At 69.5% G+C, this 23,125-nt stretch carries 24 protein-coding genes; 19 read left to right on the forward strand and 5 right to left on the reverse strand.

Features of this window, described 5'->3' with window-relative positions; all coding sequences use genetic code 11:
• Window positions 1–343: 343 nt before the first annotated feature.
• Complete coding sequence (locus BJ970_RS27150) at window positions 344–1,189, forward strand: AfsR/SARP family transcriptional regulator (protein ID WP_184729536.1); 846 nt, start codon at window positions 344–346, stop codon at window positions 1,187–1,189.
• A 62-nt stretch (window positions 1,190–1,251) separates the two neighbouring features.
• Here BJ970_RS27150 and BJ970_RS27155 read toward each other — a convergent pair whose 3' ends face one another.
• Complete coding sequence (locus BJ970_RS27155; protein WP_184729538.1) at window positions 1,252–2,010, reverse strand: class I SAM-dependent methyltransferase; 759 nt, start codon at window positions 2,008–2,010, stop codon at window positions 1,252–1,254.
• 21 nt (window positions 2,011–2,031) lie between these two features.
• Complete coding sequence (locus tag BJ970_RS27160) at window positions 2,032–2,883, reverse strand: NAD-dependent epimerase/dehydratase family protein (protein WP_184729540.1); 852 nt, start codon at window positions 2,881–2,883, stop codon at window positions 2,032–2,034.
• A 126-nt stretch (window positions 2,884–3,009) separates the two neighbouring features.
• On the opposite strand from BJ970_RS27160, the gene BJ970_RS27165 reads away from it, so the two are divergent.
• The 5 genes from BJ970_RS27165 (at window position 3,010) to BJ970_RS27185 (ending at window position 7,415) form a co-directional block, all read left to right on the forward strand.
• The gene (locus BJ970_RS27165) at window positions 3,010–3,453 is read left to right on the forward strand and encodes a MarR family winged helix-turn-helix transcriptional regulator (RefSeq protein ID WP_184729542.1); all 444 of its coding nucleotides are present in this window, start codon (window positions 3,010–3,012) and stop codon (window positions 3,451–3,453) included.
• A 183-nt stretch (window positions 3,454–3,636) separates the two neighbouring features.
• Window positions 3,637–4,923, forward strand: coding sequence for a beta-ketoacyl-[acyl-carrier-protein] synthase family protein (locus BJ970_RS27170; protein ID WP_184729544.1), 1,287 nt, complete (start codon window positions 3,637–3,639; stop codon window positions 4,921–4,923).
• Window positions 4,920–6,149: a ketosynthase chain-length factor gene (locus BJ970_RS27175; RefSeq protein ID WP_184729546.1), complete on the forward strand. Its 1,230-nt coding sequence runs from the start codon at window positions 4,920–4,922 to the stop codon at window positions 6,147–6,149. Before BJ970_RS27170 ends, BJ970_RS27175 begins: the two co-directional genes overlap by 4 nt.
• Window positions 6,150–6,176: 27 nt before the next feature.
• Complete coding sequence (locus tag BJ970_RS27180) at window positions 6,177–6,434, forward strand: acyl carrier protein (protein ID WP_184729548.1); 258 nt, start codon at window positions 6,177–6,179, stop codon at window positions 6,432–6,434.
• Entirely contained in the window at window positions 6,435–7,415 is a 981-nt protein-coding gene (locus BJ970_RS27185; RefSeq protein ID WP_184729550.1) for an amidohydrolase family protein, read from the forward strand.
• A 2-nt stretch (window positions 7,416–7,417) separates the two neighbouring features.
• Here BJ970_RS27185 and BJ970_RS27190 read toward each other — a convergent pair whose 3' ends face one another.
• Entirely contained in the window at window positions 7,418–7,864 is a 447-nt protein-coding gene (locus BJ970_RS27190) for a nuclear transport factor 2 family protein (protein ID WP_184729552.1), read from the reverse strand.
• A 202-nt stretch (window positions 7,865–8,066) separates the two neighbouring features.
• On the opposite strand from BJ970_RS27190, the gene BJ970_RS27195 reads away from it, so the two are divergent.
• The 13 genes from BJ970_RS27195 (at window position 8,067) to BJ970_RS27255 (ending at window position 21,201) form a co-directional block, all read left to right on the forward strand.
• Window positions 8,067–8,846: an SDR family NAD(P)-dependent oxidoreductase gene (locus tag BJ970_RS27195; protein ID WP_184729554.1), complete on the forward strand. Its 780-nt coding sequence runs from the start codon at window positions 8,067–8,069 to the stop codon at window positions 8,844–8,846.
• A gap of 239 nt (window positions 8,847–9,085) precedes the next feature.
• Window positions 9,086–10,042, forward strand: a complete 957-nt coding sequence (locus BJ970_RS27200) for an aromatase/cyclase (RefSeq protein WP_312864485.1) — start codon at window positions 9,086–9,088, stop codon at window positions 10,040–10,042.
• A gap of 13 nt (window positions 10,043–10,055) precedes the next feature.
• Window positions 10,056–11,873, forward strand: a complete 1,818-nt coding sequence (locus BJ970_RS27205) for an AMP-binding protein (RefSeq protein ID WP_184729558.1) — start codon at window positions 10,056–10,058, stop codon at window positions 11,871–11,873.
• Window positions 11,860–12,600 (forward strand): SDR family oxidoreductase, encoded by a 741-nt coding sequence (locus tag BJ970_RS27210; RefSeq protein WP_184729560.1) that lies wholly within the window; start codon window positions 11,860–11,862, stop codon window positions 12,598–12,600. The genes BJ970_RS27205 and BJ970_RS27210 overlap by 14 nt, the downstream gene beginning before the upstream one ends.
• Before the next feature lie 33 nt (window positions 12,601–12,633).
• The gene (locus BJ970_RS27215; protein ID WP_184729562.1) at window positions 12,634–13,392 is read left to right on the forward strand and encodes an SDR family oxidoreductase; all 759 of its coding nucleotides are present in this window, start codon (window positions 12,634–12,636) and stop codon (window positions 13,390–13,392) included.
• Window positions 13,393–13,477: 85 nt separating this feature from the next.
• On the forward strand, window positions 13,478–14,698 hold the full coding sequence (locus tag BJ970_RS27220; RefSeq protein WP_184729564.1) for an FAD-dependent monooxygenase: 1,221 nt from the start codon (window positions 13,478–13,480) through the stop codon (window positions 14,696–14,698).
• A gap of 31 nt (window positions 14,699–14,729) precedes the next feature.
• Window positions 14,730–15,503: a cyclase family protein gene (locus BJ970_RS27225; RefSeq protein ID WP_184729566.1), complete on the forward strand. Its 774-nt coding sequence runs from the start codon at window positions 14,730–14,732 to the stop codon at window positions 15,501–15,503.
• Between the two features lie 109 nt (window positions 15,504–15,612).
• Window positions 15,613–16,068: a cupin domain-containing protein gene (locus tag BJ970_RS27230; protein ID WP_184729568.1), complete on the forward strand. Its 456-nt coding sequence runs from the start codon at window positions 15,613–15,615 to the stop codon at window positions 16,066–16,068.
• 253 nt (window positions 16,069–16,321) lie between these two features.
• Window positions 16,322–17,407: an alkene reductase gene (locus BJ970_RS27235; RefSeq protein ID WP_184729570.1), complete on the forward strand. Its 1,086-nt coding sequence runs from the start codon at window positions 16,322–16,324 to the stop codon at window positions 17,405–17,407.
• Window positions 17,408–17,531: 124 nt separating this feature from the next.
• Window positions 17,532–18,506 carry an aldo/keto reductase gene (locus tag BJ970_RS27240; protein WP_184729572.1) on the forward strand — a complete coding sequence of 325 codons (975 nt, stop codon included), beginning with the start codon at window positions 17,532–17,534 and terminating at the stop codon, window positions 18,504–18,506.
• A 15-nt stretch (window positions 18,507–18,521) separates the two neighbouring features.
• A complete protein-coding gene (locus tag BJ970_RS27245) occupies window positions 18,522–19,544 on the forward strand; it encodes a methyltransferase (protein ID WP_184729574.1) in 1,023 nt (340 codons plus the stop codon).
• Between the two features lie 28 nt (window positions 19,545–19,572).
• Window positions 19,573–20,421 (forward strand): NAD(P)H-binding protein, encoded by an 849-nt coding sequence (locus BJ970_RS27250; RefSeq protein ID WP_184729577.1) that lies wholly within the window; start codon window positions 19,573–19,575, stop codon window positions 20,419–20,421.
• A 36-nt stretch (window positions 20,422–20,457) separates the two neighbouring features.
• Complete coding sequence (locus BJ970_RS27255) at window positions 20,458–21,201, forward strand: IclR family transcriptional regulator (RefSeq protein WP_184729579.1); 744 nt, start codon at window positions 20,458–20,460, stop codon at window positions 21,199–21,201.
• A 3-nt stretch (window positions 21,202–21,204) separates the two neighbouring features.
• Here the strand turns inward: BJ970_RS27255 and BJ970_RS27260 are convergent, their stop codons facing one another.
• Both BJ970_RS27260 and BJ970_RS27265 read right to left on the reverse strand, forming a co-directional pair.
• Window positions 21,205–21,693 carry a nuclear transport factor 2 family protein gene (locus BJ970_RS27260; RefSeq protein ID WP_184729581.1) on the reverse strand — a complete coding sequence of 163 codons (489 nt, stop codon included), beginning with the start codon at window positions 21,691–21,693 and terminating at the stop codon, window positions 21,205–21,207.
• Complete coding sequence (locus BJ970_RS27265; RefSeq protein WP_184729583.1) at window positions 21,690–23,123, reverse strand: FAD-dependent oxidoreductase; 1,434 nt, start codon at window positions 23,121–23,123, stop codon at window positions 21,690–21,692. Before BJ970_RS27265 ends, BJ970_RS27260 begins: the two co-directional genes overlap by 4 nt.
• Between the last annotated feature and the right edge of the window lie 2 nt (window positions 23,124–23,125).

The following is a 23,125-nucleotide window of genomic DNA, read 5'->3' on the forward strand; positions in this document are numbered from 1 at the left end:
GTCCTCACGCTTTTCCGGAAAAATCCGGCACAGGCGCGCCAGGTACGGCTTACTCCCATTATCCCGGCTAGCTACGGCGAATGCAGCTTGACGGATTCCACCGTTGTTCGGTACGTCGTGCGATGTCTGTTCGCGGGGCCGAGTCGGCGATGCTTGACGCTCGGGGTGCAAAAGTCTAGCCTCGACAGCGAATGGGGTCACACACTACGGGCTTGCGTCGGTGACGCTGTCGTTGCCGTGGGGGCACGTCTGGGGGAATCCTGCTGGGGGATTCATTTCTGGTGTAATGATTCTGTTCGGTTCTCTGCGCTTTGATTCTACGAATGCATGTCCTGGAGGACTGATGCAGTTCAGTGTGCTCGGGCCATTGGTGTTGACGTCTGAATTCGCTAGTCCCGTGCTGAAGGCGGCGAAGCCGAAGCAAATCCTGGCGTTGTTGACGATTAGGGCGAACACGATCGTATCGATGCACGAGCTCATCGCGGAGGTATGGGACGAAGCGCCTCCGGTGAGCGCCGTGACGACCATCCAGTCCTACGTCGTACAACTCCGGAAGCTGCTCGCGACCGCCGCGAACCTGACGGTGCCGGCCGATGCCAAGCGGATCCTGTCCACCGAACACAACGGTTACGTGCTGCGGATCCCGAACGAATCATTGGACCTCCAGCGGTTCATGGCCAGTGCCAGACTGGGTGCCCAGGCGCTCGCCGATGGGGACGACGAGGGTGCGGCGCGCCAGTTGCGCGAGGCGCTCGACCTGTGGCGCGGCCCAGCTCTCGTCGACGTGCCGCACGGGCCGCTGCTCAGCACGCACGTCACGGCCATGGAGCAGTGCCGGATGAGCGTGCTGGAACAGCGGGTCGAGGCGGATCTGCGGCTCGGCCGGCACCACGCGCTGCTGACCGAACTCACCGCGCTGACCGCCGATCGGCCGTTCAACGAGAACCTCGCCGCCAAGTTCATGCTCGCGCTCTACCGCTCCGGGCAGCGTTGGAAGGCGCTGTCGGTCTACCAGGAACTCCGGCATTCGCTGGTGGAGCAATTGGGATTGGAGCCCAGCCTGACCCTGATCCGGCTGCAACACGCGATCCTGAACTCCGACCCGACGCTGGATTCGCCGCCGGGTAACGGGAAACCGTGGTCGACGGACGAGTTGATGCTCGCCTTGGCACAACCGACGACCGGATGACAAGCGCGATTCCGGTGCACCACCGTTCTGGTGGTGCACCGGATGCTTGCCGGCCCCGATCATCACGTCGATCGGCGCTCGGCTTCGACAGCCCACGCGGGTGCCAGAAAACGCCCTTGTTCATCCACGTCGAAGGTCTCGATCAGCTCGGCGGGCTCGGTGAAGCCGAAGGCCGCCGCGCAGCGTTCGAGGTCTTGACGGGTGAGCGAGGTGGCGTAACCGGTGCGGCGCAGGTCGGTGATCCGCCAGTGCGCGGCCATCGAGCCGCGCAGTTCGTCCTCGCCGATATTGTTCAGCGCCGAGAACGCGTCGGTCATCCGGTCGGAGAAGCAGACCAGCAAGAGCCGCCCCCCGGGAGCACAGACGCCGTGCAACTCGGCGAGGTAGCGAAGACGCTGGTCGTACTCAAGGCAGTGGTAGAGCGCGCTGTCCACCACCGTGTCGAACCGCCCCGCGAGGCCGGTCAGGTTCGTCGCATCGGCCTCGCGGAACTCGACCGCCGCGCCGCGTGCCCGGGCGCACTCGCGTGCCCGCCGGATCGCGGTCGGTGATCCGTCGAACCCGGTGACGCGGTAGCCGCGATCGGCCAAGAAGAAAGCGTTGTCCCCCAAGCCGCAGCCCGCGTCGAGAACGGCACCCGAGATCCGCCCGGAGCGTTCCCAGTCGACGACGACCGGCTGTGGTCCGGCGATGTCCCACGGCGTGAGTTCGCCGATCAATTGTTCGAGCGGCGACCGGCCTTGGTAAATCGCCTCGAAGTCGAGCGAGGTCAGTTCGGTGGCCGAGGTCGCGGAAGCGCTGGAAGTGCGTTGCTGGTCCATGGGTTCCCCAATGGAAGGCGGTCAGAGCGCCCCGGCGTCGCGTGCCGTGTAGACGGTCGGGTAGATCGGCCGGAATCCGAGCTCGCGCCGGATCTTGCCGGAGTCGAGGACATCGCCCCAGGGGTTGTCCAGCGGTCGGTCCGCGGCGTCCGGGCTGGCCGGTTGCCCGTTGATGTCCAGCAACTCCAGCGCGGTGACCGCCGAGTCGTCCGCGACGTTGAACACCTCGCCGTCCACGCCGGCCGCCCAGGTGAGCCGGATCAGGGCCTGGCTGACGTCGGCGTGGTGCACCAGGTGGAACCGCTTGTGCAGCGGCCATTCGGTGGCCCAGATCAGGGATTCCGACAGGTGCGGGTCGCCGTCGCCGTAGACGAACGCCAGCCGTGCCACGCGCAGCGGCAGCCCGTCGGTGCGGTGCAGATCCAGCAGTGCCTTCTCGCCGTCTGCCTTGCTGATCGGGTAGGCGCCGAAGCCCTGCGGCGGGCTCATCTCGTCGGATTCCCGCGCAGGCCGGCCTGGCCCGGCGCCGTAGACGAGCGACGTGCTGGCGTAGACGAAGCGCTCGACACCGGCCTGCAGGGCCGCCTTGGCGAGCTCGACGGTGGCGGTGTGGTTGGTCGCGACGGCCTCTTCGTCGGAGACGCCGCGGAACGCCGCGCCCAGATGTACCACGGCCTTGGCACCGTTGAGCGCGGTGTCCAGGTCGCTGCGGTCGGTGAGGTCGCCGATGGCGACCTCGGCCCCCAGTTTGGCCAAACCTTCCGCGCGGCCGGCGTCGCGGGCCAACACTCGGACCGGGCGGCCCTGGCGGAGCAGGCGGGGTACGAACCGACTGCCGACCCGGCCGGTGGCTCCGGTGACGAGGATGGTCATGACATGAACCTCCTGAAGGCATGCGTTGTTGGGATCTGCACCCACCGTAGCACAAACTTGGAGCGATCAAACTATTTTGCCGCTCCAACTTTTTCGGATCGTCCGAACCCGACGTATCCTGGGACAATGGCAGAGCGCGGCGGCAACCGGACCGAACGGCTGAGGGCTGACATCTGGCAGGCGCTCTACGGCCTCTTCATGGCCGAGCACGAGAGCCACCTGGAAGCCGCTGCCGAGCTGGACGTCACGCCGGGCGATCTCAAGACGCTGATCGCGCTGGAGCCCGGCCGGGCCGACCGGATGCGTGACCTGGCCGAGAAGTGGCGGTGCGACGCCTCCACCGTCACCTGGGTCGTGAACCGGCTGGAGACACGCAACCTCGTGGAGCGGCGGGCCCACGAGTCCGATCGCCGGGTCAAGGTCGTGGTGCTCAGCGAGCGCGGCGTCAAGCTCCGGACCAAGCTGCTCGAACACGTCTACCGCCCGCCCGAGGTGCTCGCCAATCTCTCCGCCGCCGAGCTGCAAACGCTGCACGAGCTCGTGAAACGGCTTTGCCCGGGCCCCGCCTGAAGCTGTCCACAGTGGACTTCTGACGCGCGCCGATCGACATCACACCCCGCCCAATGCTCTTCCAAGGTCCGCTCAACCGCACCAATGCACGCTTGGCGGCGTGGAGTTCTGCGGCGGCGCGGGAAACCGCGCACCAACCGGTGCCGCCGCCGACCGCCGTCACCAGGGAGGGGCCTGCGTGCCATGTCGAGCAGTAGCGTGAGGAACCGGCGTGTCGTGATCACCGGCGTCGGCGTCGTGGCGCCGGGCGGTATCGGCACCAAGGCATTCTGGGCCTTCATCACCAGCGGCCGCACCGCCACCAGGCAGATCTCGTTCTTCGACCCGACGCCGTTCCGGTCCCGGATCGCCGCGGAGTGCGACTTCGACCCGGCCGAGCACGGTCTGTCGCCGCAGGAGGTCCGCCGGATGGACCGGGCGGCGCAGTTCGCCGTCGTGAGCGCGCGGGAGGCGGTGGCCGACAGCGGGCTGGAGCCGGAGTCGGTCCCGGCCGCCCACTGCGGGGTGAGCATCGGCAGCGCCGTCGGCTGCACCATGAGCCTGGAGCGGGAGTACTCGGTGGTCAGCGACGGCGGACGCGGCTGGCTGGTGGATCCCGACTACGCGGTGCCCGCGCTTTACGACTACCTGGTGCCCAGTTCGCTGGCCCGGGAGGTGGCCTGGGCGGTCGGTGCCGAAGGGCCCGCCGGGGTCGTGTCGGCCGGCTGCACCTCCGGGCTGGATGCGGTCGGCTACGCCGTGGACCTCATCCGCGACGGCAGCGCCGAGGTCATGGTCGCCGGCGCTACCGACGCGCCGATCTCGCCCATCACGGTCGCCTGCTTCGACGCGATCAAGGCGACCTCGCCGCGCAACGATGACCCGGAACACGCCTCCCGCCCGTTCGACCGGACCCGCAACGGGTTCGTGCTCGGCGAAGGCGCGGCGGTGTTCGTGTTGGAAGAACTGGAAAGCGCCCGCCGCCGCGGCGCGCACATCTACGCCGAGATCGCCGGATTCGCCTCGCGCTGCAACGCCTTTCACATGACCGGGCTGCGCAGCGACGGCCGGGAAATGGCCGAGGCGGTCCGCTCGGCCCTGGACGAGGCGCGCCTCGATCCGACCGCCGTGGACTATGTCAACGCGCACGGTTCGGGCACCAAGCAGAACGACCGGCACGAGACAGCGGCGATCAAGGCAAGCCTGGGCGAGCACGCCCGCAAAGTCCCGATGAGCTCGATCAAATCGATGATCGCGCATTCGCTGGGCGCCATCGGGGCGATCGAGATCGCCGCGTGCGCGCTGTCCATCGAGCACAGCGTGGTGCCGCCGACGGCCAACCTGTACCACCCGGATCCGGAATGCGATCTGGACTACGTGCCACGGCAGGCGCGCGAGCACCGGGTGGACGTCGCGTTGAGCGTCGGCAGCGGATTCGGCGGCTTCCAGAGCGCGATGGTGCTGCGCCGACCGGACCGGGCCCTCCGGTGACCGGCGCAGTGGTGATCACCGGCCTGAGCGCGGCGGCGCCCAACGGGCTGGGCACCGACGAATACTGGTCCGCCACCCGCACCGGGACCAGCGGCATCGGCCTGATCACCCGGTTCGATCCGGCCGGGTATCCGGTGCGGCTCGCCGGCGAGGTGCCCGGGTTCGACCCGGCCGAGCACCTGCCGAGCCGACTGCTTCCGCAGACCGACCACATGACCCGGCTGGCGCTGGTGACCGCGGCCTGGGCGCTGCGCGATTCGGCGGTCACCGCCGAATCGTTGGGGGAATTCGACATGGGCGTGGTGACCGCGAGCGCGTCGGGAGGTTTCGAGTTCGGCCAGCGCGAGCTTGAGCGGTTGTGGGGCAGCGGGCCGGAGCACGTCAGTGCCTACCAGTCGTTCGCGTGGTTCTACGCGGTGAACACCGGACAGATCTCGATCCGGCACGGGATGCGCGGCCCCAGCGGCGTGCTGGTGGCCGAACAGGCCGGTGGACTCGACGCGTTGGGGCACGCGCGTCGGCGGATCCGGCGCGGCACCAGGCTGATCGTCAGCGGCGGCGTGGATTCCTGCCTGTGCCCTTGGGGTTTGGTGGCACAGCTGCCATCCGGTCGATTGAGCACCGCCGAGGACCCCGCGCGGGCCTATCTGCCTTTCGACGCGGCGGCCGCCGGGCACGTGCCGGGGGAAGGCGGGGCGATCCTGGTGCTGGAGGACGCCGAGTCGGCGGCCGCGCGTGGGGCACCGCGCGTCTACGGCGAACTCGCCGGATATGCGGCGACTTTCGACCCACCGCCGAGGTCCGGCCGAGAATCCGCGTTGCGGCGCGCAATCTTGCTCGCGCTAGAGGACGCCGGGCTGGGCCCGGCGGAGATCGACGCGGTGTTCGCCGATGCCGCCGGAGTACCCGAGTTGGACCGCAGTGAGGCCGCCGCGATCAGTTCGGTGTTCGGGGCGGGCGGCGTGCCGGTCACGGCGCCGAAAACGATGACCGGGCGGCTGTATTCCGGCGGTGCGCCGCTGGACGTCGCCGCCGCCTTGCTGAGCATGCGCGACGGCGTGCTGCCGCCGACGATCGGCACCGAGCGCCCGGCCGTTGCCGGACAGCTCGACCTGGTGCTGGGCGCCGCGCGAGCGGCGAAGTTGCGTTCGGTCCTGGTGCTGGCCCGCGGTTACGGCGGATTCAACTCCGCCGTGGTGCTGCGGACCGTCGACCGGACTGGTTGATCGTCGAATTGCTGGGAGGAGGAGTTCATGGCCAATTTCACCATCGAGGATCTGATTAGGGTCCTGCGTGCCTGCGCGGGGGAGGGCGAGCCCGTCGAAGCCGGCGTGGAGATCGCGCTGCTTTCGTTCGGCGACCTCGGATACGACTCGTTGGCGCTCCTGGAGACCGCGAGCGTGATCAAACGCGAGTTCGGTGTGGACCTGCCCGACGACGTCGTCGGCGAGCTCGATACGCCGGGGGAGTTCGTCGCCACCGTCAACCGGAAACTGGACGAGGTGAGCTGAATGGGCGAGACGACCGAAATCGCGGGGCGGGTGGACACCCACCACCACGTCGTGCCCCCGCACTACCGGCAATGGCTCATCGAGCGCGGACTGCACACCGCGCGCCCGGTGCCGTGGAGCCTCGGCGACACCCTGCGGAAGCTGGACGAGTTCGCCATCCGCACCGCCGTGCTGTCGACGCCGACGCTCGGGCGCTGGCCGGCCGAGCATGAGCTGGCGCCGCAGGCCCGCCGGATCAACGAATTCACCGCGGAGATCGTGCGGGACCGGCCGGATCGCTTCGGGTTCTTCGCGAATCTGCCGCTGCCGGACGTGGCCGGGACGCTGGCGGAGATCGAGGTGGCTTACGACGAGTTCGGCGCGGACGGGGTGCTGGTGCCCACCAACGCCTACGGGCGGTATCTCGGCGACCCGGACTTCGAGGAGGTCTTCGCCGAGCTGGACCGGCGGGCGGCGGTCGTCTTCACCCATCCCACCGCGGTCGGCGTGCCACCGGCGCCGGGCATCCCGTCCTACGTGGCGGACTACCTGCTGGACACCGTGCGCACCGCGATCGACCTGGTGCGCACCGGGCGCACCGAGCGGTTCCCGAACCTCAAGATCATCCTGTCGCACGGCGGCGGCTTCCTGCCGTTCGCGGCGCACCGGCTGGCCACCGCGCCCGGGACCTGGGGCGATTTGACCACTGCGGAGGTGGTGGCGCGGTTGCGCGGTTTCTACTTCGACACCGCGCTCACATCGAGCCCGGTCAGCCTGCCCAGCCTGCTGGCCTTCGCCGAACCGGGGCACGTGCTTTTCGGCACCGACTGGCCGTTCGCGGACCAGGAGATCCCGTACTACACGGGCTTCCTCGACGCGCATCCGATGTCCGATGTGGACCGTGCGGGAATCGAGCACGGCAACGCCGAGGCGCTGTTGCCACGGCTACAGACGACCGCTGCCTGGGGCTACCGCGCGTCGCGCGTAGCCCCAGGCAGCTGAGATCAGAGGTCGTCCCTGGTGACGTCGCGGCGACGGACCTGCCAGCCGTCGCCGCCGCGTACCAGCTCGTCCTCGGCGATCGTGCTGCGGTGAATAGCCGCCACGCCGTTCTTCGGCGTTTGGATGACCAGGGCGTAGAACCGGGTCCGGACGGTGTGTTCGTCGACCGGGTACACCGCCAGCATGCCGAGCCAGTGCCGGTGCACCACCTGGTCCGCCGCCAGCTGAGCCGCCGCCGCCTTGACCGCCTCGGTGATGGCGGCGCGCCCGACAGTGGGCTGCGGGTACGCGTTCGCCGCGAACACGCCGTCTTCGGTGAACGTCGCCGCCCACTGCTCCGCCTGGCCCGCGTCGAGCGCTTGCATCTGGCGGGCGTAGAACTCGGTCAGTTCGGACCGCAGGTCGTGGTCGGCCGTGACCGCTCCGCCGGTATGAGCCGATGCTGTCATGCGATGCCTCCTCGCTGATCTCGTTACGTCTCCAGGCTGACAACGCCGCCTTGAACTGCGGCTGAGTGCGCGCGAAGGGCCTGTGCGGCTGCTATGCCGCGGCTCAAGGTCAGTCCAAGCGCGGCGGGGCAGGCTGGTCGAGCAGCCTGATCCGCCGCCGGGTCGGCGGATCCGAACGGATGGGATGAGTGGTGAACGCGACATGACCAGTGGACAGGTAGCACTCGTGACCGGCGCGACGAGCGGGATCGGGCTCGCCGTCACCCGGACGCTGACCGACCAGGGCTGCCGGGTTTTCTTCTGCGCCCGCGACAAGGCCGCGGTCGACGCCACCGTCGAGGAACTGCGGGCGCAGGGCCGCGAGGTCGACGGCGCCCGGTGCGATGTGCGGTCCACATCGGACATTGGCGACCTGGTGGCCGCGGCGGTCGATCGGTACGGCCCGATCGACATCCTGGTCAACAACGCCGGCCGCAGCGGTGGCGGGGTGACCGCGGAGATCCCCGACGAGCTCTGGCTGGATGTCATCAACACCAACCTCAACAGCGTCTTCCTGGTCACCAAGGAGGCGCTCACCAAGGGAGGGATGCTCGACCGGGGCACCGGCCGGATCATCAACATCGCCTCCACGGGCGGCAAGCAGGGCGTCGTGCTCGGCGCACCGTACTCCGCGTCGAAGCACGGCGTCGTCGGGTTCACGAAGGCACTGGGGCTGGAACTGGCGAAGACCGGGATCACCGTGAACGCGGTGTGCCCCGGCTACGTGGAAACCCCGATGGCCGCCCGCATCCGGCAGGGCTACGCCGCGGTGTGGAGCACTGACGTGGAAGACGTGCTGGCCCGGTTCAACGCCAAGATCCCGCTCGGCCGCTACACGACACCGGAGGAAGTGGCGGGGCTGGTCGGCTACCTCGTGACGCCGGTCGCGGCACCCATCACGGCCCAGGCGCTGAACGTCTGCGGCGGGCTCGGCAACTACTGACCCCACTAGAGAGTATTTCAAAAGCGGTTTGCGTGGCGGTGCGGGTAGCGGCCCCCCTGCGGGAGTTACCGTCGCCGCCTGGTCTCCGGGATCCCCGACTTATGTATGCCCAATACACGGTGCTGGGGCTGTCCCGCCAGGCGACGCCTGAGAACCCGCCACGGTGCGAGCTGAGTCCCACACCGCAAGCGGCTTACGCCGCTTATAAACAGAGCCTAGACCGCGAGAAAGGCGGCAACGTGACGGAATCGGCGAAACCGACCACCCACCACCAGCAGCACACCACCGTCGTCGCGGCGGCCGCGGACGTCCTCTATGCCCTGATCGCCGACGCCACGCGGTGGCCGGTGCTGCTCGGCCCGACCGTGCACGTGGAACGGGAGGCCGACCACGGCGACCGCGAAACGCTGCGGCTGTGGGCGACGGCCAACGACTCGGTTCGGACCTGGACTTCCGAGCGCGTCAAGGACCCCGACGAACTGAAGATCGTCTTCCGGCAGCTGTCCTCGCCGGCGCCGCTGGCCTCGATGGGCGGGCAGTGGCGGTTGGAGCGGATCTCCGACCAGGAGACCAGGGCGGTGCTCGACCACGATTTCAGCGTCGCCGGCGACCGGCCGGAGGACGTGGAGTGGTTCCGCACGGCGGTGGACCGCAATAGCACCGCCGAGCTGGCGGCGATGAAGCGGCTGGCGGAGAACTGGGAACTGCAGGACGAGCTGACGATGTCGTTCGCCGACTCGGTGCACATCGGCGCGCCAGCCGAGGCGGTCTTCGCCTACCTGGACGAGGCCGAGAAGTGGCCGGAGCGCATCCCGCACGTGGGCCGCCTGGATCTCACCGAACCGGAGCCCGGCTTGCAGGTCATGGAAATGGACACGACGACGGCGGATGGGTCGACGCACACCACGCGCTCGGTGCGAGTGTGCTTCCCAACGAACCGCATCGTCTACAAGCAGATCGAGACGCCGGAGCTGATGCGCGCGCACACCGGTTCGTGGTCGCTGGCGCAGACCGCCGGCGGAGTCGTCGTCACGGCGGAGCACACCGTGGTGATCGAGCCGCTGGCGGTGACCAAGGTGTTGGGGCAGGACGCGACGCTGGCGACCGCGCGCACCTTCATCCGGAAAGCCCTGGGCCGCAACAGCACGACGACCCTGCAATGCGCCAAGGCGTTCACCGAATCCGACGGCCGCTGAGGTGTGGGGCACGATGAGCGACTACCCATCGATTCGTCTCGACGGCCTGCTGGCGACGTCATCGTCCGCGGCGCCGGATCGCCCGGCCGTGGTGACGCCGGACGGTCCGATCACCTTCGCGGAACTCCAGGCCGCCGCCGCGCGTTGGGCGGGCGCGCTCCGGAACTCCCTGGGCGCGGCGCCCGGTTCGGTGGTCGCCGTGAACGCCGTGCTGGACCCGCGGTTCGCCATCGGGTACTTCGGCGCACTCCGGGCCGGTTGCGTGGTGGCGGTGCTCAATCCCTTCCTGCCCGGCCACGTCGCCGCCCGCCTGTTGTCCACTGTGGATGCGAAGGTCGCGTTGCTGAGTTCCGGGGTGGCCGCCGGCCTGCCCGAAGTCCCGGGCCTGCGCCGGGTCGTGATCGAGGACGCGGGCGGCGGCGAACCGACGATGAGTGAGCTCATGGCGGACGCGGAGCCGGCGAACGAGCGGCCATCGGCCGATCTCGGCGAGACCGCGTGCGTGCACTTCACCAGCGGCACCACCGGAGAACCCAAAGCGGTGCTGCTGAGCCACCGCAACCTGGTCGTCAACGCCGCGCAAATCGCCGACGCCCACCGGCTGGCGCCGGGCTCGGTGACGGCCAACCACCTGCCGACCTACCACCCGATGCACCTGAACTCGGCGGTGTTCGCCGGGGTGCCCCAGGTGCTGTGCCCGGCCGACCCGGCGGCCGCGGTGGAACTGGCCGCCCGCAACGCCGTGACGCACTTCTACAGCCTCCCGGTGCGGCTCTCGCAGCTCGCTCGCGACACCAGACTGCCCACGCTGCGGCTGCCGACGCTGCGGGTCATCGCCTCGGGCGGATCGGCGCTGCCGCCGGAATCGGCGGCAGTGCTCGGCGCGCACTTCGGAGTGCCGGTGATCCAGGGCTACGGCCTGGCCGAAACCTCCCCGCTGACGCACTCGGACGTCTTCGACGCCCCGAAGCCCGGGTCGGTGGGGCCGCCGGTGGCCGACACGGAGTGCCGGATCGTCGACGTCACGACTCGGCAGGTGCGCGCCACCGGCGAGACCGGGGAGATCCAGGTGCGCGGCCCACAACTGATGACGGGCTACCTCGACCCGGCGCAGCCGGGTGTCGGCCCGGACGGCTGGTTCGACACCGGCGACGTCGGCCGGATCGACGCCGACGGCTACCTGTTCCTGGTCGACCGCATCAAGGACATTTTCAAGTGCGACAACTGGCTGGTCTCGCCCGCTTCGGTGGAATGTGAACTGCGGCAGCGGCCCGAGGTCGGCGACTGCTGCGTCGTCGACGCGGCGGATGCCGACTCCGGCGCGGTGGCCGCCGCGCTGATCGTGCCTAGCCGGCCGGACCTGCCGGTCGAGGACGTGCGGGCCGCCGTGGCGACCGCCAACGGGCGGCTCGCGTACTACGAACGGATTCGGGATTTCCGCGTCGTACCGGAGATCCCGCGCGCCAACAACGGAAAGATCTCGCGGGCGCAACTGCGCGAACGCTTCTTCCCCACCACAACCGCAGGAGGATCCAAGATGGTCACGCTGGTCAACAAGTTCGTCGTCACCGGAGATCCCGAGGCGTTCGAGAAGATCTGGCGCTCCAGCTCGGAGTTCATGCGCACGCAGCCGGGCTTCATCAGCTTCCGGCTGGTCCGCTCGCTGACCGATCGCAACGTCTACATCAACATCGCGCAGTGGGAGACCGCCGAATCGCACCAGCGGGTGGTCCGGGAGTCGGGCTTCCAGCAGCACATCGCCGACCTGGCGGCTGTCGCCGAAGCGGAGCCGCACCTGTGCCAGCCGGTGATCGAGCATGCGGCCGCCTGAGCCGCCGGAGCCCGGTGACTGGGTGTTCCTGGCCGGGGCCACCGGCCAGATCGGCACGGCGGTCGCCGAAGTCCTGGCCAAGCAGCGCGTCAACCTGGTGGTGCACGACAGCGGCCGAACCTCGGGGGCCGACAAGCTGGCCGGCCAGCTGCGGGCCCTCTACGGCGTGCAGGCGGTGTCGATCACCGCCGATATCACCGATGCGGAGCAGCTGTCGCGGATGCGTGCGGAGCTGGTGACCCGGGGTGTGGCGTCGCTACGCGCGGTGCTGAACAGCACCACCGGGTATCCGGGCTGGCCGGTCGAACTCACCCAACTGTCCGAAGTGGAATTCCGCCGTGTCGTCGATGTCGACCTGGTCGGATCGTTCCTGCTGGTCAGATCGCTGCTGCCGCTGCTGGTGGAGCGGCCCGGGGCCAGGGTGGTGCTGTTCTCCTCGGTTGCGGGACTCCGCGGCCGACCGGGCGCGGCGCACCTGTGCGCCGCCAAGGCCGGCATCGCCGGACTGGTCGTCGCCCTGGCCAAGGAACTCGGACCACGCGGGGTCGCGGTGAACGCGGTCGCGCCCGGCCCGGTGATCGCCGACGAATCGGCGGAGCACGAGTTCCCGGCCGGTGTCGCGCCCAGCACCGCGCAGCAGGTCGCCGACGCCGCGGTGTACCTGGCCTCCGATCGCAGCTCGCCGATCCAGGGACAGGTGCTGGTCGTCAACGGCGGCCAGCCCTGACCGTCCATCTCCCACAGGAAGCAGGTGTCACAGATGACCGACCGGCTCGGTCTCGACGGGAGAACCGTGTTCGTCACCGGGGCGAGCAGGGGCCTCGGCCGCGCCATCGCGCGCAAGATGTGCGCGTCCGGCGGCACCGTCTACCTGAATTATTCGAGGTCCGAGGTGGCAGCCAAGGACGCGCTGAACGAGCTCGAACCGTTGCCCGGCAACGCGATCGCGGTCAAGGGAGATGTCAGCGAGCCGGACGAGTTCCGCCGGCTGCTCGACCAGGTGCGCGACCGCAGCGGCCGGCTGGACGTGTTCGTGCACAACGCCGCGACGTTCCGGCCGATGTCGGCGATCTCCCCGGACCCGGCCGCGTTTCTCGCCGAGCAAGCGCTGGCGCTCAACCCCCTTTTGCACGGCATCGGGCAGCTCACCGAGCTGGTGGCCGCGGACGGCCGGATCGTGGTGATCTCCAGCAATGGCGCGGCGAAGGTCATCCCCGGTTACGTCGCGGTCGGGGTGGCCAAGGCGGCGCTGGAGAACTTGGCGCGCTATCTGGCCGCGGAACTGGCCGGGCGCGGCATCGCGGTGAACGTGATCGCCACCGCGCTGCTCGACAAGGGCGACGAGGGCAGCAAGGTCGACGAGGACCTGCGCCGGATGCTCGCCGCGCGAACCCCGGCCGGGCGGCTGACGAGACCCTCCGACGTAGCCGACGCGGTCGCGCTGCTGTGCGCGCCGGAGGCGCACTGGATCCACGGGCAGGTGCTGACCGTCGACGGCGGACTGGGACTACGGGCTTAGAAAGCTGTCTCAAGAGTGGTTTGCGTAGCGGTGCGCACCGCAAGCGGCTTACGCCGCCAAGAAAACAGACCCTAAGGGAGGTGGCATGAATCGGCTCGAAGTGGACTTCTGCGTGGTGGGTGGCGGCCCGGCGGGCCTGACGCTGGCGCTGCTGCTCGCCCGGTCCGGGACGCGGGTGGCGGTGGTGGAGAAGGCGAAATCCTTGGACCGCGAGTACCGCGGCGAAATCCTGCAACCGGGCGCGCTCGCACTGCTCGACGAGCTGGGCGTGTGGCCGGGAATCCGGCAGCGCGGCGGCTACCAGCTTTCCCGGTTCCGGCTGGTCGATCGCGGCCGGGTACTGATGAACATCGACTACCGCGCGCTGCCCGCGCCGTTCGACTTCCTGTTCAGCGTGCCGCAGCGGCATGTCATCGAGGAACTGCACAAGGCGTGTCTGGGCCAGGAGAACCTTTCCGTCCTGGAGGGAGCCTCGGTCCACTCGCTGATCTTCGACGGTTCGCGAGTCACCGGGGTGATCCGCGGAAGCGGGGAGCGGGCCGGTGAGGTGCGCGCGCACTGCGTGGTGGCCGCCGATGGTCGTTACTCCAAGGTCCGGAAACTGGCCGACATCGCCTACGACCGGATCGAGGCATTCGAGCACGACGTCCTGTGGTTCAAGCTGCCCGCCCACGAACGCGCGGTGCACGACGTGCAGGTCTTCCGCGACGCGGGAAGCCCTGCGCTGCTGCACGATTCGTACCCGGGCCGGTTGCAGATCGGCTGGACGCTGCCGCACCGCGGCTACCGGCAACTCGCGGCGCGGGGGATCGAGCACGTCAAGGAGCAGATCGCCCGTGCGGTGCCACCGTACGCGGACCTGGTGCACGAGGAGATCACCAGCCTCAACGACATGACCCTGCTCGACGTTTTCGCCGGCACGGCGCGGACCTGGGCCCGAGACGGTCTGGTGCTCATCGGCGACAGCGCGCACACCCACGGTCCGATCGGGGCGCAGGGCGTCAACCTCGCGATCCAGGACGCGGTCTGCGCGCACCCGGTGCTGATGAAGTCCCTGCGGGCCGGCGATCCGAGCACCGCGGCGTTGGGCGAGTTCGAGCGGTTACGCCGCCCGGCCATCGAGAAGGTCATCGCCTTGCAGAGCAGGCAGGCCAAGGCGATGTTGTCGACCGGGCGGATCACGAACGCGCTTCGTCCGGTGCTGGCCAGGGCGCTGGCCCACACCCCGGTGTACCGCAAGGTCCTGGACCAGATCGCCTTCGGCGACCGGCAGGTGCGGATCCACTCGGAACTGCTCGTCGCGTGACCCGGGCCATCGACCACAGTCAGGAGGGCAAATGCGGATCGTCGACCTGTCGTCGCCGATCGACGCCGAGTTCTGGGAACCGGACCCGATCAAGCACGAGGTACTCAGCCCCGCCGCCGGGGCCCGGCACGTGGTCTCGGAGATGCGCGAGCACTTCGACCTTGAGCTGGCCGTCGAGGACCTACCGGACGGCGAGTTCCTGAACAACGACTTCTTCTACCTGTCCACGCACACCGGCACGCACGTGGACGCCCCGGCGCACTACGGGTCCCGGGGCCCCGACGGTCCACCGCGGACGGTCGACCGGCTGCCGCTGGAGTGGTTCTTCAACCGCGGCGTGGTGCTCGACCTCCGCGACCGGCCGGTCGGGGTCGCGGATGCCGACGACCTGCGCCGGGCGCTGGACCGGGCCGGGCACGAGCTCGCCCCGATGGACATCGTGCTGCTCGACACCGGCGCCGACCGGTTGCTGGGCGGTCCGGACTACTTCACCCAGTTCGTCGGGCTGGACGGTTCGGCCGTGGAGTTCCTGCTCGCCGCCGGGGTCCGGGTGATCGGCACCGACGCGTTCAGCCTCGACGCCCCTTTCCCGAACATCATCGAGCGGTTCCAGGCTACCGGAGACCGCAGCGTGCTCTGGCCCGCCCACTTCGCCGGCCGCTCCGTCGAATACTGCCAGATCGAGCGGTTGGGCAACCTCGACTCGTTGCCCAGATCGGCCGGATTCATGGTGAGCTGCTTCCCGGTGAAGATCGCCCGGGCCGGCGCGGCCTGGTCGCGCGTGGTCGCACTGCTCGACGACTGAAAAAACGACTGAAACAACTGAAAAACGACTGAAACAACTGAAAACGACTGACCCCACGGCGAACGACCTAAACCACCGCCGCACTCCCCACGACCGAGGAGCATCCGCGATGACCGACTTCGCATCGGCCGGGAAAGTCAGCTACGTGCTGCTGCCGCCGGAGATGGGGGAGCAGCTGAGCATCTTCGGCAATGCCTTCTCGATGAAGCTCAGCGGGGACGCCTCCGACGGCTCGCTGGCCATCATCGAGGCCGTCTTTCCCCCGGGCGGCCACGCGCCGCCGCACCTGCACCGCACCCACACCGAGTCGTTCTACGTGGTGGACGGACTTTTCGAACTTCGCACCGGCGACGAGATCGTCGAAGCGGGGGCGGGAGCCTTCTGCTACGCGCCACGGGGCGTGCCGCACGCGTTCCGCAACATCGGCGACCGGCCGGGCAAGCTGCTCAGCGTGATCAACCCGGCTGGCTACGAGAACCACTTCCGGGAGATCGATGCCCTGCACGAGCCCACCGCCGAAGCGCTCAAGGAGATCTTCGACCGATACGACCAGGAACCCGCCTAGGGCCTGTTTTGTAAGCGGCGTAAGCCGCTTGCGGTGTGGGACTCAGCTTGCACCGCTGCCCAAACAGGGTCCCAAACGGCTCAGACGTCGCCTGGCGAGGACAGCACAGCGCCGTGTATTGGGCATACATAAGTCGGGGATCCCGGAGCCCAGGCGGCGACGGTAACTCCCGCAGGGGGGCCGCTACCCGCACCGCTACGCAAGCGACTTTAAAAACATTTCCTAGCCGGGCAGGACGAGGAGGACCTAGGGTATGGCAACGCTGTTCGACGAGGTCAAGTTGGGCGATCTGGTGCTGCCCAACCGGATCGTGATGGCCCCGCTGACCCGCAACCGAGCCGGCCGGGACGGCGTGCCCGGCGAGCTGGCGGCGACCTACTACGCGCAGCGCGCCTCGGCCGGGCTGATCATCGGTGAGGGCAGCCAGCCCAGCGCGGTCGGGCAGGGCTTCTTCGACACACCCGGTCTGCACACCGCCGCGCACATCGCCGCATGGAGCGAGGTCACCGCCGAGGTGCACGCCGCGGGCGGCCGGATCTTCGCGCAGCTGATGCACGCCGGCCGGATCGGCCACGCCGACCTGGTGGCACCCGAGGTCGGGACCGGTCGCTACCCGGTGGCGCCGTCGCCGATCCGGCACGCCGGACAGGCCCGGACCCGCCACGGCTCCCCGGACTTCCCGGTACCGGTCCAGCTCACCGAAGCCGAGATCTCCGACACGATAAGGGATTTCGCCGACGCCGCCCGCAACGCGATGGCCGCCGGGTTCGACGGCGTGGAACTGCACGGCGCGAACGGCTGCCTGCTGCACCAGTTCCTCGCCGACGGCACCAACCGGCGCACGGACCGCTACGGCGGCTCGATCGGCAACCGGATCCGCTTCACCCTGGAGGTCACCGAGGCGGTCGCCGCGGAGATCGGCCCGGATCGGGTCGGGTTGCGGATCTCCCCGGGCAACCGGTTCAACGACATGTCCGAATCGGACACCGAGGAGCTGTATCCCGCGCTGTTGAGCGCGATCGCGCCGCTGGGCATCGCATTCCTGCACGTGTACGAGGTCGGCAACCGGCAGGTGGTCCGCGCGTTACGGGACTGCTGGGCAGGGACGTGCGTGCTCAACCCGCACCCGGCCGGGCGGACGCCGGTGGACCTGGCGGCGGCGCAGCAGGTCATCGACGAGGGGCTGGCCGAGTTGGTCTCCTTCGGCCGGAACTTCATCGCCAACCCCGACCTGCCGCACCGGCTGCGGTCCGGGATCGAGTTGACCGAACCGGACCCGAGCACCTTCTACGGCGGCGACCACCGCGGCTATACGGACTACCCGACAGCCGAAGGCTAAAGAGTGTTTCACTAGGGGTTTGCGGAGTGGTGCGGGTAGCGGCCCCCTGCGGGAGTCACCGTCGCCGCCTGGACTCCGGGATCCCCGACTTACGTATGCAATGTGGACGGACGAGAGGATGGGAATGCGCACCAGGACATTGGGTTTCGGCGGGCCGGTGGTGGCCGAGATCGGGCTGGGCACGATGGGGATGGGCGGCTCCTACGGGCCGGTGGACAAGGCCGAGTCGCTGGCCACGCTCCGGCTCGCGCTGGATTCCGGAGTCACCCTGATCGACACGGCCGACTTCTACGGTCAGGGCGCCAGCGAGGAACTGGTCGGCAAGGCGGTGGCCGGTCGCCGGGACGAAGCGGTGGTGGCGACCAAGACCGGCATGCGGTTCGGGCCGGGCGGCCCGCGGCCGGACGGGTCGCCGGAGTTCATCAAGGCCCAGCTCGACGGGTCGCTGCGGCGGCTGGGCGTGGACCACGTCGACCTGTACTACCTGGCCAGGGTCGACCCGCAGGTGCCGATCGAGGATTCCGCGGGTGCGCTGGCGGAACTCGTGGCCGCGGGCAAGGTCCGGCACATCGGGCTGTGCGAGGCCGCCCCGTCAACGCTGCGCCGAGCCGCCAAGGTGCACCGGATCGCCGCGCTCCAGACCGAATACTCGCTGTGGGAACGCGGCGTCGAGCAGCAGATCCTGCCCACGCTGCGGGAACTGGGCATCGCGCTCGTCGCCTACCGGACGCTGGGCAGCGGGTTCCTCAGCGGCAAGGTCGCCCTCGACCGGCTCGACCAGGGCGACTGGCGGCGCAACGATCCCCGGTTGCAAGGCGAGAATCTGGACCGCAACCTGGAGATCGTGTCGGTGGTGCGCGAGGTCGCCGAGCGGCGGAACCTGACCGCGGCGCAGCTCGCGCTGGCCTGGGTGCTGTCCCGGGGGCCTGACGTGATCGCCATCCCCGGCACCAAGAACCGCCGTTACCTGCGGGAGAACCTGGCCGCGGCGGATGTGCGGATCGCCGTCGAGGAATCGGCCGAACTGCTCGAACTGGTGCCGCACGGGGCGGCCGGCCAGCGGTACCAGCCCGCGCTGATGAAGACCATCGACGCCTGAGCGGAGGAGATCGGCATGACGGCCTCGGGATGGGAACCGGACCCGGACCGGATTCTCCAGTTGGGATTGTCCTTCTTCGGTTCGCGCGCTCTGCTCAGCGCCGTCGAGCTGGGCGTGTTCACCGAACTCGCGGACGGACCCGTAACGGGCGAACGGCTGCGGAGCAGGATCGGCCTGCACCCGCGTGGGGCTCGGGACTTCCTGGACGCGCTGGTGGCGATGCGGGTCCTCGACCGGGAGGACGGGAAGTACTCGAATTCACCGGATGCGCAGCGTTTCCTCGTGCGCGGCCACGAGGAGTACATCGGCGGCAGCTTGGAGATGGCTGCCTCCCGGTTGTGGGGCTTTTGGGGTGACCTCACCACCGCTCTGCGCACCGGAGGGCCGCAGAGCGAGAAGAAGGACGGCGAGCCGGACGGCTTCGACGCCGCCTACGCCGACCCGGCGCGACTACGCACGATGCTCGCCGCGATGACCGGCATCACGCTGCCGAGCGCCAGGTCGATCGCCGCCAAGTTCCCGTTCGATCGCTACCAGACCTTTATCGACATCGGCACCGGCGAGGGCGCCCTGCCGGTGCAGGTAGCCGCCGCGCATCCGCACATCACCGGCGGCGGCTTCGACCTGCCGCCGGTGGGCCCGGCGTTCGACGAGTACGTCGGCAAGCACGACCTCGGAGATCGACTGCGGTTCTGGGGCGGTGACTTCTTCGCGGGACCGCTGCCGCAGGCCGACGTGCTGTGCTTCGGGCACGTCCTGCACGACTGGGACCTGGACCGCAAGCGCGAGCTGCTGGCCAAGGCCTACACCGCGCTGCCCGACGAGGGCGCGCTCATCGTGCACGAAACGCTGATCGACGACGACCGGCGGGACAACCTGTTCGGCCTGTTGATGAGCCTGGACATGCTGATCGAATCCACCGGTGGATTCGACTTCACCGCGGCGGACTGCCGGCAATGGTTGCGGGAAGCCGGTTTCCGCAAGACCTGGACGACCGAGCTGACCGGCCCGCACTCGATGATCGTGGCCGTGAAGTGACCCGCGAACCCACCCGAGGGGACCCGTGATGATCTTGGTCGTGGGCGCGACCGGTAACGTCGGGCGCGAAGCGCTCGACCTGCTGGCCGCCGAGGAGATTCCGGCGCGCGCGCTCACGCGCTACCCGGGAAAGGCGGCGCCGCCGCCCGGGATCGTGGCCGTCGGCGGCGATCTGACCAGGCCGGAGACCCTGCCGGCGGCGTTCGCCGGAGTCGACGAGGTGTTCCTGATACTGGCGGCCACGGTGGACCTCCCGGCGCAACGGCTGGCGGCGATCCTGCGGATGGCCGTCGACGCCGGTGTCCGCCGGCTGGTTCTGGTGTCGTCCATCTCCGCGGCGACCGCGCCCGGGAACGCGGTCGGCCGGCGGCACCTCGAACTGGAACAGGCGGTCCGGGAGTGCGGGCTCGCCTGGACCTTCCTGCGCCCCGGCATGTTCATGTCGAACGCGCTGGACTGGGCGGCCTCGATCCGGTCCGATGGAATGGTCCGGGCCGGGTACGGCGATCTGACCACCTCGCCCACCGATCCGGCCGACATCGCGGCGGTGGGTGTGACCGCATTGCTGACCGACGGCCACGAAGGCAGGATTTACCCGCTGAGCGGCCCGGCGGAGATCTCGCCCCGGGAGCAGGTGCGGGTGCTGGGCGAAGTGCTGGGCCGGCCCATCCGGTTCGAAGAGCTCTCGCCCGTGGCTTTCCGGCGGCAACTCCACTCCCACGCGCCCCCGGCAGTGGTCGACGCGATGCTGGCGATGCTGACCTCACCGACCGGCGGACTGTCCGAGGTGCTGCCGACCGTGCCGGAGGTCCTCGGCCGCCCGGCCCGCACCTTCGAGCAGTGGGCCGGCACCCACGCGGAGCTGTTCCGGAGCTGACCGTCACCGCCCGTTGGATAGGATTGCCGGGTAAGCATGACCAGCACTGCAGGGCGGCGGATGAGCGTGGCAGACTCCCGAGGATCCGCGGTCGCGGGTGCCCAGACCCTCGACCGGGGAATCCGGATCCTCTGGCACCTGGCCGAGCGGCCGAACGGTGAGACGCTGACGGAGATGGCGCGCTCGCTGGGACTCAACCGCAATGCGCTGCACCGGATGCTGGAAGCGCTCGCCGCGCACAACCTGGTCCGGCGGACCGAGGACAAGCGGTTCCACCTCGCCTACGGGCTCGTGGAGCTGGCCTCGGCCGTGGACAGCGATCTGCGTGGCCTGGCCTACCCGATCATGGCGGCGCTGGCCGACTCGGTGGACGCGACGGCGCACCTAATGGTGCCGGTCAGCGATGTCGAGGTGCAGGCCGTGCTGGTGGTCGAGCCGCGACTGGCCGCCGCGCACATCGCGTTCCGGACCGGGCAGCGCCACCCGATCGACCGCGGCTCGGGCGGCATCGCGATCCTGGCGGGCCGCGCGGCTCGCCACGACGATCCGGCCGAGGTGATGACGGCCCGCGAACAGGGCTACGCCGTGTCCACCGGGCACGTGATTCCCGGCGTCATCGGGGTTTCGGTGCCGGTCGAGACCCCGCCGACCATGTCCGAGGTGAGCATCGGCGTATCCCTGGTCGACCCGGAGGCGGTCGACCAGGTAGCGCCGCAGGTGGTGAAGGCGGCCCGCGAGCTCAGCGCGCAGCTGTTCGCCTCGCGTTCGCGGGTGCGCTGAACCTCACCGCCGGTAGACCGGGTCGGTGGCGTCCCGCCGGGAGCGGACCCAGGCCGGGTTCAGGCGGTCGGTGACTCGCTGCGTGCGGTATTCATCGAAGACCACGATGCGGTCGGCGATGCGCCACCGGCCGCCGCGCCGCTCGAACCGGTCCACATAGCGGCACCGGATGGTGGCCAATTCCTGTTCGGACGACCCGTCTTCCGGTGCCTGCCTGAGGTAGCACAGGCAGTACGACTCGACCTCGGCGCTGCCCTCGCCGGTGAAGTCGATGAGCACGTTGCTGATGAAGTGCTGCGAGGAATCGATGGTGGCGTGCCGCTGCCGGATGTCTTCGATGAGCCCGTCCACGGGTCCGTGGTATCCGCCGTGGTTGTCGATGGCGTCGGGGAAGTAGCAGTCCCGGATGCCGTCGTAGTCGAGCCGGTCCACCGCCCTCGCGTAGCGGTGGAGCACCTGCTCGATGGCGACCCGATCGTCCGATGTGGTCACGCGGCGCTCCCCGCTTCGTGGACCCGTTGTGCGGCTTGCTGCCCGGCGAGCCGGCCTAGGACCAGTGCGTGGGCCACGGAATTCCCACCGCCGACGTAGCGTTCGCCCAGGATTCCGCCGGCCGCCTCACCTGCCGCGTACAGGCCCGGAACCACTCGGCCTCCGGTGTCGAGCACGCGGGCGAGGCTGTCGATGCGCAGGCCGGTGTGGGTGCACACCAGCTCCGCCGGGAGCATCCGGACGGCGTAGAACGGCCCGGTTTCCACCGGGGGCAGCCGCGGATCGACCTGCTTGGCGGCCAGCGACTCGTGCCGGAGGAAGTCCGCGTCGTGGCCGTTGCCCAGCAGCGCGTTGAACCGCTCGATGCTGCGGACCAGGTTGGCTGGCGGGACACCGATTCGCGCGGCCAGTTCGGGCAGGGTGTCGGCGCGGCGGACGATGCCCTTGCCGACCTCTTCGAGGACCCGGTCCGCGGCCCAGTCGGCGTATCCGGGCGGCAGGCCGGTTCGGGCCGTCTCGTCGAAGACCGCCCAGACGAATCCGCCGTGCTGCTTGAGGATTCCGGGACTGACCGCATACGGGGCGTCCTCGTCCATGCACCGCCGGCCGTCGGAATCGACGTGGATCCGGGCCGGCGGCGGGAATCCGCTCTGCCAGTGGTGGAACCGCTGGAATTCGGCGGTGACCAGCAATAGCCCCCAGCCCCGGCCGAACAGCGACAGGCCGTGCCGTTCGGCCAGCGCGACGTGATCGCCCCGGCTGCCGGGGGCAGCGACCACGAACAGGCTGTCGCCGGCGATTCGGGCGTCCGGGAAGTATTCCCGCACCAACTCGGGGTTCTGCGCCAGCCCGCCGCAGGCGACGACGACCGAAGGGGCGGTGACCTCCGCGTCGTCGACGACCACCCCGCGCACCGCCGGTCCGTCGCGGAGCAGGTCGGTGGCGCGGCTGCCGAGCGCGAGGTCGACCTTGAGCCGCCGGCGAGCGCGGTCCAGCGCCTGGATGAGCCCGTAACCCTGGTCCTTGGGCACGTGGCCGCGCCAGACGTCCTCGACACCGGCACGGGTGAGTCCCGGCATGTGGGCGTTGCGCGACAACTGCGCGGGAATCTCCACGCCCAGCTCGACCAGCCAGTCAATGAGCGTGCTCGACTGCTCGCAGAACATCCGCGTCGGACCCGGCAGCACGCGCCACTGGTTGAGGTCCATGTAGTGCTGGAACATTCGCGCCGGGGAGTCCTCGACGCCCAGCGCCCGCTGCACGCTGGTGGCCGCGGCGGTGAGCATTCCGGCGGAACGCTGCGTGGAACCGCCGATTTCGGCCTCGGATTCGAGCACCAGCACCCGCAGCCCCTGCTGCGCCGCCGACACCGCAGCCGCCAGTCCGGCACCGCCGGCGCCGATGACGACCAGGTGGTAGTCGTAATCCATGG

Origin of the sequence: Saccharopolyspora phatthalungensis (assembly GCF_014203395.1) — a bacterium.
GTDB lineage: Bacteria > Actinomycetota > Actinomycetes > Mycobacteriales > Pseudonocardiaceae > Saccharopolyspora > Saccharopolyspora phatthalungensis.

Bases quoted from the DNA above. Each gene is read 5' to 3' on its own strand.
- BJ970_RS27225 (WP_184729566.1), top strand. From the start codon at position 14,730: ATGCGGATCGTCGACCTGTCGTCGCCGATCGACGCCGAGTTCTGGGAA.
- BJ970_RS27215 (WP_184729562.1), top strand. From the start codon at position 12,634: ATGACCGACCGGCTCGGTCTCGACGGGAGAACCGTGTTCGTCACCGGG.
- BJ970_RS27220 (WP_184729564.1), top strand. From the start codon at position 13,478: ATGAATCGGCTCGAAGTGGACTTCTGCGTGGTGGGTGGCGGCCCGGCG.
- BJ970_RS27210 (WP_184729560.1), top strand. From the start codon at position 11,860: ATGCGGCCGCCTGAGCCGCCGGAGCCCGGTGACTGGGTGTTCCTGGCC.
- BJ970_RS27155 (WP_184729538.1), bottom strand. From the start codon at position 2,010: ATGGACCAGCAACGCACTTCCAGCGCTTCCGCGACCTCGGCCACCGAA.
- BJ970_RS27235 (WP_184729570.1), top strand. From the start codon at position 16,322: ATGGCAACGCTGTTCGACGAGGTCAAGTTGGGCGATCTGGTGCTGCCC.
- BJ970_RS27185 (WP_184729550.1), top strand. From the start codon at position 6,435: ATGGGCGAGACGACCGAAATCGCGGGGCGGGTGGACACCCACCACCAC.
- BJ970_RS27195 (WP_184729554.1), top strand. From the start codon at position 8,067: ATGACCAGTGGACAGGTAGCACTCGTGACCGGCGCGACGAGCGGGATC.
- BJ970_RS27245 (WP_184729574.1), top strand. From the start codon at position 18,522: ATGACGGCCTCGGGATGGGAACCGGACCCGGACCGGATTCTCCAGTTG.
- BJ970_RS27205 (WP_184729558.1), top strand. From the start codon at position 10,056: ATGAGCGACTACCCATCGATTCGTCTCGACGGCCTGCTGGCGACGTCA.
- BJ970_RS27150 (WP_184729536.1), top strand. From the start codon at position 344: ATGCAGTTCAGTGTGCTCGGGCCATTGGTGTTGACGTCTGAATTCGCT.
- BJ970_RS27165 (WP_184729542.1), top strand. From the start codon at position 3,010: ATGGCAGAGCGCGGCGGCAACCGGACCGAACGGCTGAGGGCTGACATC.
- BJ970_RS27265 (WP_184729583.1), bottom strand. From the start codon at position 23,123: ATGGATTACGACTACCACCTGGTCGTCATCGGCGCCGGCGGTGCCGGA.
- BJ970_RS27240 (WP_184729572.1), top strand. From the start codon at position 17,532: ATGCGCACCAGGACATTGGGTTTCGGCGGGCCGGTGGTGGCCGAGATC.
- BJ970_RS27255 (WP_184729579.1), top strand. From the start codon at position 20,458: ATGACCAGCACTGCAGGGCGGCGGATGAGCGTGGCAGACTCCCGAGGA.
- BJ970_RS27190 (WP_184729552.1), bottom strand. From the start codon at position 7,864: ATGACAGCATCGGCTCATACCGGCGGAGCGGTCACGGCCGACCACGAC.
- BJ970_RS27180 (WP_184729548.1), top strand. From the start codon at position 6,177: ATGGCCAATTTCACCATCGAGGATCTGATTAGGGTCCTGCGTGCCTGC.
- BJ970_RS27250 (WP_184729577.1), top strand. From the start codon at position 19,573: ATGATCTTGGTCGTGGGCGCGACCGGTAACGTCGGGCGCGAAGCGCTC.
- BJ970_RS27230 (WP_184729568.1), top strand. From the start codon at position 15,613: ATGACCGACTTCGCATCGGCCGGGAAAGTCAGCTACGTGCTGCTGCCG.
- BJ970_RS27170 (WP_184729544.1), top strand. From the start codon at position 3,637: ATGTCGAGCAGTAGCGTGAGGAACCGGCGTGTCGTGATCACCGGCGTC.
- BJ970_RS27160 (WP_184729540.1), bottom strand. From the start codon at position 2,883: ATGACCATCCTCGTCACCGGAGCCACCGGCCGGGTCGGCAGTCGGTTC.